At 63.9% G+C, this 11,887-nt stretch carries 10 protein-coding genes; 5 read left to right on the top strand and 5 right to left on the bottom strand.

Annotated elements, in window-relative coordinates:
- The first annotated feature begins 11 nt into the window (after positions 1–11).
- The 3 genes from DLM46_RS23780 (at position 12) to DLM46_RS23790 (ending at position 3,282) form a co-directional block, all read left to right on the top strand.
- Positions 12–1,136 carry a FecCD family ABC transporter permease gene (locus DLM46_RS23780; RefSeq protein ID WP_115104467.1) on the top strand — a complete coding sequence of 375 codons (1,125 nt, stop codon included), beginning with the start codon at positions 12–14 and terminating at the stop codon, positions 1,134–1,136.
- Between the two features lie 36 nt (positions 1,137–1,172).
- Positions 1,173–2,003, top strand: a complete 831-nt coding sequence (locus DLM46_RS23785; RefSeq protein ID WP_115104469.1) for a heme ABC transporter ATP-binding protein — start codon at positions 1,173–1,175, stop codon at positions 2,001–2,003.
- A gap of 268 nt (positions 2,004–2,271) precedes the next feature.
- Positions 2,272–3,282 carry a DUF2891 domain-containing protein gene (locus DLM46_RS23790; protein ID WP_115104472.1) on the top strand — a complete coding sequence of 337 codons (1,011 nt, stop codon included), beginning with the start codon at positions 2,272–2,274 and terminating at the stop codon, positions 3,280–3,282.
- A gap of 51 nt (positions 3,283–3,333) precedes the next feature.
- On the opposite strand, the gene DLM46_RS23795 is transcribed toward DLM46_RS23790, so the two are convergent.
- The gene (locus DLM46_RS23795; protein ID WP_115104474.1) at positions 3,334–3,759 is read right to left on the bottom strand and encodes a PRC-barrel domain-containing protein; all 426 of its coding nucleotides are present in this window, start codon (positions 3,757–3,759) and stop codon (positions 3,334–3,336) included.
- Positions 3,760–3,935: 176 nt separating this feature from the next.
- Between DLM46_RS23795 and DLM46_RS23800 the strand changes: the two genes are divergently transcribed.
- Entirely contained in the window at positions 3,936–6,338 is a 2,403-nt protein-coding gene (locus tag DLM46_RS23800) for a DNA polymerase II (RefSeq protein WP_115104476.1), read from the top strand.
- 9 nt (positions 6,339–6,347) lie between these two features.
- On the opposite strand, the gene DLM46_RS23805 is transcribed toward DLM46_RS23800, so the two are convergent.
- Entirely contained in the window at positions 6,348–7,637 is a 1,290-nt protein-coding gene (locus DLM46_RS23805) for an MFS transporter (protein WP_115104479.1), read from the bottom strand.
- Between the two features lie 93 nt (positions 7,638–7,730).
- Positions 7,731–8,921 (bottom strand): M20 aminoacylase family protein, encoded by a 1,191-nt coding sequence (locus tag DLM46_RS23810; RefSeq protein ID WP_115104481.1) that lies wholly within the window; start codon positions 8,919–8,921, stop codon positions 7,731–7,733.
- Positions 8,922–9,033: 112 nt separating this feature from the next.
- On the opposite strand from DLM46_RS23810, the gene DLM46_RS23815 reads away from it, so the two are divergent.
- On the top strand, positions 9,034–10,005 hold the full coding sequence (locus DLM46_RS23815) for a LysR family transcriptional regulator (protein WP_115104618.1): 972 nt from the start codon (positions 9,034–9,036) through the stop codon (positions 10,003–10,005).
- A 100-nt stretch (positions 10,006–10,105) separates the two neighbouring features.
- On the opposite strand, the gene DLM46_RS23820 is transcribed toward DLM46_RS23815, so the two are convergent.
- Both DLM46_RS23820 and DLM46_RS23825 read right to left on the bottom strand, forming a co-directional pair.
- Complete coding sequence (locus DLM46_RS23820; RefSeq protein ID WP_115104484.1) at positions 10,106–10,984, bottom strand: ABC transporter permease; 879 nt, start codon at positions 10,982–10,984, stop codon at positions 10,106–10,108.
- Entirely contained in the window at positions 10,981–11,856 is an 876-nt protein-coding gene (locus tag DLM46_RS23825) for an ABC transporter ATP-binding protein (RefSeq protein WP_115104487.1), read from the bottom strand. The genes DLM46_RS23820 and DLM46_RS23825 overlap by 4 nt, the downstream gene beginning before the upstream one ends.
- Positions 11,857–11,887 lie beyond the last annotated feature (31 nt).

Genomic DNA, 11,887 nt, shown 5'->3' on the forward strand with positions numbered 1-11,887 from the left:
CAGCGAATCCGATGAACGCATCGAGCGCGGCGCATCTCCGTATGCCTACAGACCCTGCTTCTCATGCGGAATCGTCGACCCTGGCCGGTCGGCGGCGTCGCAACGCAGCCGTACTGCTGTGCAGCCTCGCCGCAGCGCTTTGCGGGGCGACGCTTGCCGCCGTTTGCATGGGCGCGTACGGGATGACACCCGCGATGGTCTGGTCCGCACTCACGGTGCGCTCGGACGCTGTGCTGAATGCTCCTGCGCTCCAGCAAGCGCAGGCTGTGCTGTTCAGCATCCGGTTGCCGCGTGTGGTGCTTGCCCTGCTCGTCGGCGCGGGCTTCGGCGCTGCCGGCAGCGCCCTGCAGGCGCTTTTTCGCAATCCGCTGGCCGACCCGGGACTGATTGGCATTTCGAGCGGCGCTGCGCTGGGCGCGTCCACGCTGATCGTGCTCGGGCCGCTTCTGGGTGTGTCTTTTGCCGCAGCCGGCCTGTACGTCCTGCCGGCTGCGGCGTTCATCGGCGCACTGGCGGTTTCCGCGCTGGTCTACCGACTCGCCGCCGCTCGCGGACGGCTTGCGTTGCCGCTATTGCTGCTCGCCGGCATCGCGATCAATGCGCTAGTGGGCGCCGCCATCGGGCTGCTCACCTACGTTGCCGACGACGCCCAACTTCGCTCCCTGACGTTCTGGAGCCTTGGCAGCCTCGGCGGCGCACAGTGGCCGATGCTTGCCGCGGTGATGCCTTTCGTTCTGGCAGGCATCGTCCTGATCGCGCGCAACGGTCATGCGCTCAACGCGCTGCAACTTGGCGAGACCGAGGCGCAGCACCTGGGCGTGCCGACGCAGCGGGTCAAGCGCACGATGTTGGCCGCTTCCGCGCTGAGCGTCGGCGCTTTAGTCTCATGCACCGGTGTGATCGGTTTTATCGGGCTGGTGGCGCCTCATTGCGTGAGGCTCGCATGCGGCCCGAACCAGCGTGTGGTGATCCCCGGCGCCATGTTGCTCGGGGCAACCCTGACCATGCTGGCCGACCTCGCTGCGCGCACGGTGGCCGCGCCGGCAGAAGTCCCGCTCGGCATCCTCACCGCGTTGCTCGGCGCGCCCTTCTTCCTCGTGCTGTTGTGGCGTAGCCGCGGTCAACTCGGCTTGTGAGCGGCACTTCAGTGAATCCGATGGAGCAGACATAAGATGTTGATCGCGAGCCATTTGAGCGTGACGCGAGGCGCAAGCACGATTTTACGGAACCTTTCGCTAGCCGTGAAGCCAGGTGCCTTGACGGCGCTCCTCGGCCGCAACGGCGTCGGCAAAAGTACGCTGCTCAAGGCGCTGGCCGGAGAGTTCGACACCGCGGGCCCAATGCGTGGTTTGCGCATCAGCGGCGATCTGACGCTCAACGGCGAACCGCTGCGTGCGATCCCGCCTCAACGCCTCGCCCTGCTGCGCGCCGTGTTGCCTCAATCTTCCCAGCCCGCGTTCCCGTTCAGCGTCGAGGAAATCGTGCTGCTTGGGCGTTACCCTCATGTACGCGGCGGCGCGCCTTCAAGACGCGATCGGGAGATTGTCGGCGAGGCGCTGGCACTTGCGGAGGCCGTTGGACTCGCCGGGCGCGACATCACGACACTGTCCGGGGGCGAACTGGCGCGCGTCCAGTTTGCGAGGGTCCTTGCTCAGCTCTGGCCTGTTGCCGATATTTGTCCGGAGCACGTTGGGACAATGCCTCGATATCTCCTGCTGGACGAGCCGACCGCCGCCCTCGATCTTGCGCATCAGCACCATCTTCTGGCGACAGTCCGGGACGTGGCGCGCCGCTGGAACATAGGCGCACTGGCGATCGTGCACGACCCGAATCTGGCGGCGCGCCATGCCGACACGATCGCTTTGCTCGCGGAAGGCACGATAATCGCGCAGGGCACGCCACACAAAATGATGCGGCCCGAACTGATCGAGCGCTGCTACGGTTTTGCGGTGCGCATGCTCGACGCCGGCGGCGAGTGGGCACCGGTCGCCGTACCGACATAGAATAATCGTCCCGAGTTCGAGAAATCGGCGGTTGTCGAAATGTTGGGACCGTTGTGAGCTTGCCGTCGGCTTTGGATTTGCTGCCCCATTCTCGTTTAAAACAGCGCACCAGCAGCGCATAAGCTCTGCTCCCTTTACCTGAGTTCAAATCGAGTGCAGCAAGGAAGGCCCAACGAAGCCCGACGGCCGGCGGTTTTGCTATTGTTGATGATCGATACCATACTGATCTGATGTATCTCGTCGTATTCCGCTTTTGAGGGGCCGCTCGATGATTGCTCAACTCACTCCCGAACTCGCGTCCAAATTTGCCAATCTCGCGCTGGATCACCTCACACGCGAGTATCCGAACAAGCTGACTCACTCCCTCGCCGGTCCGCAGGACGTGCAGAGTCCGCGTGCGTTGCATCCGATCTTTTACGGCAGCTACGACTGGCATTCATGCGTGCACGGCTACTGGCTGATCCTGCATCTGCTCGACCGCTTTCCCGATCTTCCCGAAGCGGCGCGCATCATCGCGGTGGTCGACGAGCACTTCACCGACGCGAACGTGGCCGGCGAACGCGCGTATCTCGACCTGCCGCACAACCGAGGCTTCGAGCGTCCGTATGGGTGGGCGTGGCTGCTCGCGCTGAGTGCGCAACTCCAGTCGCTGAAGCTCTGTGAGGCCGCACGCTGGTCCAAATCCTTTGCGCCGCTCACCGAAACCTTTGTCGAACGATTCGAAGAGTTTCTGCCCAAAGCGACTTACCCGTTGCGCGTCGGCACGCACTTCAACATGGCGTTCGCGCTTGCCCTAACGCTCGATTTCGCGCGTCAAACCTCGCGTGAATCGCTCGAAGTGTTACTGGTCAATACAGCGGAGCGCTGGTTTCTGAACGACGTTGCATGTCAGGCGTGGGAGCCCGCCGGCGACGAATTCCTGTCGCCTTCGCTGATGGAAGCGGAATTAATGCGGCGCGTGTTGCCGCCCGCGCAATTCAGCGAATGGTTCAGGCGCTTTCTGCCGGATCTCGGCGCGAAGAAGCCCGACACCCTGTTCGAACCCGTTACCGTGACCGATCGCACCGACGGCAAGATCGCCCACCTCGATGGCTTGAATCTGAGCCGCGCATGGTGTCAGCGGTCGCTGGCGCGTGCGCTGCCCGCCGGCGATGCGCGGCGGGTCACGTTGTTCGATTCGGCCGAGCTTCACCTGCAAAGCGCACTGGCTCATGTGGCCGGCGACTACATGGGCGAGCATTGGCTCGGCACCTTCGCCACGCTCGCCCTGGAAGCGTGATTGCACCTCTCAGCCGGCGAGTCCGCCGGCGACCCAGCCGGAAAAAACAGCTTACTGCCCGCTCAGTTTCTTAGGCTTCGGCGGCGCCTGAACCTTGTTGTACTGGAACGCAGGCGTCGCTTTCAGCGCGTCTTTCGTCGCGCCTGCGAGATAGAAATTCCCGGAGCGTATATCGAGCGCCGCGATCGGCACCGCTACGTCATGCGACGCCACGCCGAGAAAACCGCCCGTGGAGACGATTGCCGCCGACAGCGAACCATCGGGTGCGATCACCAGATCGCGGATCGAACCGATCTTTTCGTTCTGGTCGTTGTACACCGCCTTGCCGAGAATGCTTTTCTTTGCGCTCCAACCGCTCAGCAGCGCGTTGGATTGTTCGACCGTGACGCTAAGGGGTTGGGTGCCGGCGATCTGCGCCTGCGCACCAAGGCTGGTTGCTGCCACGACGGCCACCACGACAAGTTTGCCCAAAGTCATGTTCTTCGCTCCGTTCTCAGTAGACTGACCGGCACATCGGCTGCGCCGAAGGAATCGCTGCAAGGCGATCATACAGACTACGCGGCGCGGTTGCAGTCAGCCGTCGCAAGGTCACGGCAACGAATGCATGACGGTAAAATTGCACATGGCGACTAAGGCGGTTTCGAGGTGGACGTTTGACTGAGCTTGAACAGGGTTTCATTCTGACCCGACATTGGCGCGATACGCCGGCCGGCACGGAGGTCGATTTCTGGCTGGCGACGGACGGCGGACCCCGTCATGTCCGTCTGCGTCCACAGCCTTCGGTTGCGTTCATCCCGGTCGTGCACCGCGAGCGCGCCGAAGCGATCCTGAACCGCGAGAAACAGTTCGAATTGCGCCCGCTTGAACTGTGCGACTTTCAGCGCCGGCCCGTCATGGGACTTTACTGCCCGCAGTACCGGCAACTGACCGGGCTCGGGAAGCGTTTGAAACAAGGCGGCGTCGACGTCTATGAAGCCGACATCGTCCCGCCCGAGCGCTACATGATGGAGCGCTTCATCACCGCGCCGGTATGGTTCGGCGGTGAATCACCGGAACAAGCGCAGGAAGAATCGCAGGAACAAGCGCAGGGCGGCGGCACGCTGCTGAACAGCGAACTGAAGCCCGCCACCGGCTATCGCCCGCAATTAAAGCTGGTCTCGCTCGACATTGAAACCAGTGCTCGCGCGGAGCTCTACTCGATCGCGCTCGAAGGCTGCGGACAGCGCCAGGTCTATATGCTGGGCCCGCCGAACGGCGAGGCCGGCGAACTCGACTTCGAGCTCGAATACTGCGCAACCCGCGCACAGCTGCTCGAAAAGCTGAACGTGTGGCTCGAGCGGCACGACCCCGATGCGATCATCGGCTGGAATCTCGTGCAGTTCGATCTGCGCGTGTTGCAGCAGCACGCCGAACAGTATCGCGTGCCGCTGCGTCTCGGACGGGGCGGCGCCGTTATGGAGTGGCGCGAGCACAGCCACCAGCAGAACCACTTCTTCGCCGGTGCGGCCGGCCGCCTGATCATCGACGGCATTGAAGCGCTGCGCTCCGCGACGTGGAGTTTCCCGTCGTTCAGCCTCGAGTACGTCGCGCGCTCGGTGCTCGGTGAAGGCAAGTCGATCGACAATCCGTATCAGCGGATGGACGAAATCCAGCGCCGCTTCGACGAAGACAAGCCCGCTCTCGCGCGCTACAACCTCAATGATTGCGAGCTGGTCACACGCATCTTCGCGAAGACCGAACTGCTGCCGTTCCTGTTGGAACGCGCGACGGTCACCGGTTTGCCCGCCGATCGCAGCGGCGGATCGGTGGCGGCGTTCACGCATCTGTATATGCCGCGGATGCACCGGCAGGGCTATGTGGCGCCGAATCTCGGCGACGTGGCGGGCGCCGCGAGTCCGGGCGGTTTCGTGATGGATTCGCGGCCCGGCCTCTACGATTCGGTGCTGGTTCTCGACTACAAGAGCCTGTATCCGTCGATCATCCGCACCTTCCTGATCGACCCGGTGGGTCTCGTCGAAGGCATGCAGCATCCCGGCGACGACCAATCGGTGCCGGGCTTCCTCGGCGCGCGTTTCTCGCGCAGCCGCCACGCTTTGCCGTCGATCGTCGGCCAGGTCTGGCAGGGACGCGAAACGGCCAAGCGCGAAAACAACAAGCCGCTTTCGCAGGCGTTGAAGATCATCATGAACGCCTTTTACGGCGTGCTGGGTTCCAGCGGATGCCGCTTCTTCGACCCGCGTCTCGCGTCGTCGATCACCATGCGCGGCCACGAAATCATGCACTCCACGCGTGAGCTGATTCAGGCCGAAGGGTACGAAGTCATTTACGGCGACACCGATTCGACCTTCGTGTGGCTGAAACACGCTCATTCCGAGGAAGACGCGAGCCGCATCGGCCGGGCGCTGGTCGAGCACATCAACCAGTGGTGGCGGCAACATCTGCAGGAGCGCTTCGGCCTCGACAGCGCGCTCGAACTGCAATTCGAACGGCACTATCGGCGCTTCTTCATGCCGACCATACGCGGCGCCGAGGAAGGCAGCAAGAAACGCTACGCCGGATTGACCGTGCTGCAGGACGGCAGCGAGGACGTCGTCTACAAAGGCCTGGAAACGGTGCGCACCGACTGGACACCGCTTGCGCAGCGGTTTCAGCAGGAACTTTACTCGCGCATTTTCAGGCGGCAGCCGTATGAGGACTACGTGCGCGACTATGTGCGCGAGACGCTCGCGGGCAAGCTGGACGACCAGCTTGTGTACCGCAAACAGCTGCGCAGGCCGCTCGGCGACTACCAGCGCAACGTGCCGCCTCACGTTCGCGCGGCACGCGTGGCCGACGAGTTCAATCGGCAGCAGGGCCGGCCTTTGCAATACCAGAACGGCGGCTGGATCAGCTACGTCATGACGGTCGCCGGACCGGAACCGCTCGAAACACTGCGCTCGCCGATCGATTACGAACACTATCTGACGCGCCAGTTGCAGCCCGTCGCCGACGCCATCCTGCCGATGTTGCGCGACAACTTCACGACGCTGATGAGCGGTCAGAAGCAGCTGTTCTGAGCGCTCCGTTCAGGTGAGTTCCCGCCCTCCGGTTTCCTCGAGCATCGACACGGCGATCAGGGACACGATCACGCACGCGATCATGTACCACGCCGGCGCCATCGTGTTGCCGCTCACGCGGATCAGCCACGCGACGACCAGTTGCGCGCTCCCGCCGAACACGGACACGGACACCGCATACGCGCTCGCCAGATAGCCGGCGCGGACGTGCTTCGGGAAGTTCTCCGGCATCAGCGCATAAGCCGGCGCCGACCCCATCGTGTAAAAGAACATCAGCACGATGATGAGGCCCATCACCACCGGCAGCGACGGAAACTGGTTCATCAGCCAGAACGCCGGATACAGCAGCGCGATCAGCATGACGCGCCCGGTCATCGTCAGCGGTTTGCGGCGCTGCATCTTGTCGGACAGCGCGCCCCATATCGGACAGAATGTCAACGACACGGCCGCCGCCGAAATCGACACCAGCATCGACAGCCTGGCCGGCATCTTCAGGTACTGGATCGAGTACGTCGGGATGTAGTACATGAGCACATAGGTGGCCACGGTCATGCCCATGATCGCGAACACGGTCAGGAACCACTTGCGCACGAGATACCCTTCGAGCACGACTTGCTTCGACGCCTCCGCCTTGGGCGGCTCCTCGACGATATGGCGGCGCAGATAGACGCCCACCGGCATGATCAGCGTGCCGATCAGGAACGGCGTACGCCAGCCCCACTCCAGCAGTTGCGTGCTGCTCAATTGATAAGTGAGGATCGCCGCGATCCCCGAACCCATCAACGCCGCCGCGCCCTGGCTGGCCAGCTGCCAGCTCGCGCGGAAACCGCGCCCCTTGGCCGAACCGGTTTCCAGCAGCGTCGCGGTGGCCGCGCCGAACTCGCCGCCTTGCGCAAACCCTTGCACCAGACGCGCGACGATGATGATGGCGGGCGCCGCCAGGCCGATCGACTCGTAGGTCGGCGTGAGGCCGATCGTCAGGGAGCCGAGCGCCATCAGGAAGATGGTCAGCGTCAGTGCCGCACGGCGGCCGCGTTTGTCCGCGTAGCGGCCGAGCACGAAGCCGCCGAGCGGACGCGCGACAAAGCCGATCGCGAATGCGAAGAGCGCCATCAGCGTGGAGACGATCGGATCGTGCGAAGGGAAGAAAAGCTTCGCGATCGTCAACGCGAAAAAGCTGTAGACCGTGAAATCGTAGAACTCGAGCAGATTGCCGACGGTCGCGGCCACCACGATTCTGCTCGATGACACAGCACGATTCTGTTCGACGATGCCTGACGGCACAGGTTTGGCTGACATGAAAAAATCCCCATTGATGATCTGGTCGCACTCAGCGCCTCTGCGCAACGCCTCAGGCATCGCACGGCGTTTGCTTTAGGGTGTCCGCACGCCTCAGGCCTGCTCGGCGAGGAAGCGCTCGACGAGTCGGGTCCAGTAGGCGGCGCCGACGGTAAGGTTGGCGTCGTTGAAATCGTAGGCGGCGTTGTGCAGCATGGGCGCTCCTTCGCCGTTGCCGAGGCGCAGGAAGCAACCCGGCTTGTGTTGCAGGTAATAGGCGAAGTCCTCGCTGCCCGCGATGGGCCCGAACCCGTCGATCACCTGTTCGTCGCCGACCAGCTCGCGCGCCACCTGCAGCGCCAGCCCGGTTTCCCGTTCGCTGTTGACGACCACCGGATAGCCGGCGATGTACTTGATGTCGGCCCGCGCGCCGTAGGCGCTCGCATGCGCTTCCACGAGCGCGCGGATGCGGGTTTCGAGGAGCTTGCGAACCTCGGCATCGAACGAGCGCACGCTGATCTGCAAACGTGCCGATTCGGGAATCACGTTGGCCACGTGTCCCGCGTTGAATGCGCCCACCGTGATCACGGCTGTCTCCATGGGGTCGACGTTGCGCGAAACCACCGTCTGCAGCGCGGTCACGAGCGTGCTGCCGATCACCACCGGATCGACGGCGAGATGCGGACGCGCCGCATGCCCGCCGCGACCGTGAATCGTGACGTCCACCGTGTCGCACGCTGCCATGAACGGCCCGCTGCGGAACATGAACGTACCCGTGGGATAACCGGGATGATTGTGCAGCCCGAAAATCGCCTCGCACGGGAAGCGCTCGAACAGGCCGTCGGCAATCATCCGCTCCGCGCCGCTATCCGCGCCGATTTCCTCCGCGGGCTGGAACACGAGATGGACCGTGCCGTTGAAGCGGCGGGTCCGGGCGAGATGGCGCGCCGCGCCGAGCACCATCGTCGTATGCCCGTCGTGACCGCACGCATGCATCAGGCCCTGGTGCGCGCTGGCGTAAGGCAGCCCGGTTTCCTCGGTGATCGGCAACGCATCCATGTCGGCCCGCACGGCCACCGCACGCGACCCGCTGCCCGCTGTGAGCGACGCCACCATGCCGGTGCCGCCGAGGCCGCGCGTCACCTGATAGCCCCAGCCCTCCAACTGACGGGCCACCAGATCGGCCGTCTGGAACTCCTGATACGCCAGCTCAGGATGCTGATGGAGGTGACGGCGTATGGTGCTCAGCTCTTCGTGGAGGTCTTTCGTATCGTCGAGTGCGCAAAAATGGGTCGTGCTTGCCATGGTCGGATTGCATTCCGTGGGAAATGATCGCGCAAGTATTTCGCTGCAAAAAACGCTGATCAATGACGTTTCAGGGATGATAATGTTGACTGCGAAGTCAACAGGCGACGGTATGGAGAAAGACGAAGAGGCGGACCGGGACAACGCGCTCAACACGCGGAGCCTGCGCTATCTGCACGAGATCGAGGTGCACGGCGGCGTCCGCGCGGCGGCTGACGCGCTGGGGATCAACGCGTCCGTGGTCAGCCGCCAGGTCGCGCAGCTCGAACGCCGGCACCGGGTGGTCCTGCTGGAGCGGCACGGCCGCCGGGTGGCGCTGAGCGACATCGGCCGAAGCCTGCTCGAGCATTTTCGCGAGAGCTGCCGGCGCGACGCCGATATGCTGGCCCAACTGGAGGAGTTCCGGGGCCTGCGGCGCGGACGGGTCGGAATCGGCGTTGGCGAAGGCTTCGTCGAGAATCTGCTGGCAATCGCACTGGAGCGGTTCAGCGCGGAGTTTCCCGATATCGTGGTCGAACTTCACAGCGGCTCGACCGCCGCCATCACGGCGATGGTGCGTAACGACGAGGTGGATATCGGGCTCTGTGCGGGCGGTAAGCGCGATCCGTCGATCCGGGCGAAGTCTTTCCGGGCGGCGCCCTTCTGCGCGCTCGTGAGCCCGCGCCATGCGCTGGCTGCGGCCGGGCCGCGGCGCATCAGGCTCGATGAATTGAAGGCGCAGCGGCTCATTTTCATGCCTGAACAGTTCGGCGCGCAGCAGTATCTCGATGCGATCCTGCACGCGGAACGGCTGAATCTTGCGCCGGCCTACCGTTGCGATCTTTTTTCCGCGGCTCAGGCCATTGCGGCGGCCGGACTTGGCGTCGCCTTCATGTCGACCGACGCGGCGCGGCAATATCTCGACGCGGGAAGGCTCGTCGCGCTGGAGCTGGAGCACCCCATCGCACGCGAATTCAGCAGCCAGATCCTCAGGCGCGTCGGGCGGCGGCTTTCTCCGGCGGCTGAGTTTTTGTGGCGGCAGATTGGGGATGCGATGCAGCGGACGCTGCGGGTCTCTCGCAGTAAGGCAGGCAAGGATAGCTGATGGAACCAGCGAGCCGAGACTCAGCAGCACCGCCAACCGGTCTTGCCGATACGGCACCTGCCCGAATGCCTCGCTGCCGGCCACCGCGTTGCAGATCCTGCTACTGCTGCACGCCCCAGCGCCGCACGGTGATGCGTTCGAGCGTATCGAACACCAGATGCTCGATCAGCAAACCGATCACGATCACCGCGGCCAATCCCGCGAACACGCGATCCGTGTACAACTCGTTGCGATTCTGGAAGATGTACCAGCCAAGGCCGCCGTTGCCCGAGCTCGCGCCGAATACGAGTTCGGCCGCAATCAGCGTACGCCACGCGAAGGCCCAGCCGACCCGCAAGCCGGCGAGTATCGACGGCAACGCAGCCGGCACCAGAATCAGCAGGACGTGGCGCAAGCCGGTCAGGCCGTAGTTGCGGCCGGTCATGCGCAGCGTCGCGGGCACCGACTGAAAACCGGAGTACGTATTGAGCGCCAACGGCCACAGTACCGCGTGCACCAGCACGAACAACAGACTGCCGGTGCCGAGACCGAACCACAGCAAGGCGAGCGGCAACAGCGCGATCGAAGGCAACGGATTGAACATCGCCGTCAGCATCGACAGGAAATCGCGGCCCACGCGCGTCGACACGGCCAGCGACGTCAACATGAAGGCGAGCGCGGCGCCCAGCAGATAGCCGCGCAACAGCACCGACATCGACACCGCGGTTTTCCGCAGCAGTTCGCCGGACCAGACGCCTTGCACGAACGCGCTGAAAGTGGCGCCGAAGGTCGGCAACAGCAAATCGTTATCGACGGCGCGCGCGGCGATCTCCCACACAGCGATCAGCACCAGCGCAATCAGGGTCTTGCGCAACCAGCTTTGCGCAAAGATCCGCTTGCCGAGCGGCAACGGCGTTTCGAGAACCCGTTCGCCGAGCGGTTCGAGCGGACGTTCATACTCTTCGCGAACCGGCGGCAGCAAGGTAGCGGGCGCACTCATTGAACGGTCTCCGTCTGCTCGAACAACAATTGATGAATTCGCGCGACGCTGCGCTGAAAGTCGCTGCGCCCGAAACTGTCCTGCGAATACTGGTGGCTGTTGAGCTCGGCCCGCACACGCCCCGGATGCGGCGAGAGCAACAGAATCCGGTTGCCGACCACGAGTGCCTCTTCGATCGAATGTGTGACGAACAGCAAGGTGAAGTTCACCTCTTCCCACAAGCGCCGCAGTTCCTCCTGCATCTTGCGACGCGTGAGCGCATCGAGCGCCGCAAAGGGTTCGTCCATCAGCAGCACACGCGGCTGCATCGCCAGCGCGCGGGCAATCGCGACCCGTTGCTTCATGCCGCCCGACAAAGTGTGCGGATACGCATCGGCGAATGAAGCGAGTCCGACCTTCTCCAGATAATGCAGCGCACGCTCGTTAGCTTCCGCACGCGAGAGTTTTTTCGCCACGCGCAGTGGGAACGCGACGTTCTGCACGACCGTCTTCCACGGCGGCAACTGATCGAATTCCTGGAACACGACGACACGATCGGCGCCGGGGCCGCGCACGGTCTCGCCATCGAGCGCAATGCTTCCCGAGCTCGGCTGGATGAATCCGGCGACGGCTTTGAGCAAGGTCGACTTGCCGCAACCGGACGGTCCAAGCAGCACGAAGCGATCGCCGCCGTAGACGTCGAAGCTCACGTCATGCGTGGCGCGGACAATCCGCTCGCGGGTGCGATATTCGAGGTTGAGGTGCTCGACCGCGAGCAACTTTTCGCTGGTTGCCGCGCGGGTTGCCGCGCTGGCCGCCGCGCCGTCTGCAAACGGCAGACTGCCTGCCGGCTCGGCGCGGTTCGGAAACAGACGCGTGGGATTAGCCACCATCAGAGCGCTCCCGGTATGCGGACCACCTGGC

This window comes from Paraburkholderia lacunae (assembly GCF_003353175.1).
GTDB lineage: Bacteria > Pseudomonadota > Gammaproteobacteria > Burkholderiales > Burkholderiaceae > Paraburkholderia > Paraburkholderia lacunae.

Coding starts and splice junctions, on each gene's coding strand:
- DLM46_RS23780 (WP_115104467.1), top strand. CDS start 12: ATGAACGCATCGAGCGCGGCGCATCTCCGTATGCCTACAGACCCTGCT.
- DLM46_RS23785 (WP_115104469.1), top strand. CDS start 1,173: ATGTTGATCGCGAGCCATTTGAGCGTGACGCGAGGCGCAAGCACGATT.
- DLM46_RS23790 (WP_115104472.1), top strand. CDS start 2,272: ATGATTGCTCAACTCACTCCCGAACTCGCGTCCAAATTTGCCAATCTC.
- DLM46_RS23795 (WP_115104474.1), bottom strand. CDS start 3,759: ATGACTTTGGGCAAACTTGTCGTGGTGGCCGTCGTGGCAGCAACCAGC.
- DLM46_RS23805 (WP_115104479.1), bottom strand. CDS start 7,637: ATGTCAGCCAAACCTGTGCCGTCAGGCATCGTCGAACAGAATCGTGCT.
- DLM46_RS23810 (WP_115104481.1), bottom strand. CDS start 8,921: ATGGCAAGCACGACCCATTTTTGCGCACTCGACGATACGAAAGACCTC.
- DLM46_RS23815 (WP_115104618.1), top strand. CDS start 9,034: ATGGAGAAAGACGAAGAGGCGGACCGGGACAACGCGCTCAACACGCGG.
- DLM46_RS23820 (WP_115104484.1), bottom strand. CDS start 10,984: ATGAGTGCGCCCGCTACCTTGCTGCCGCCGGTTCGCGAAGAGTATGAA.
- DLM46_RS23825 (WP_115104487.1), bottom strand. CDS start 11,856: ATGGTGGCTAATCCCACGCGTCTGTTTCCGAACCGCGCCGAGCCGGCA.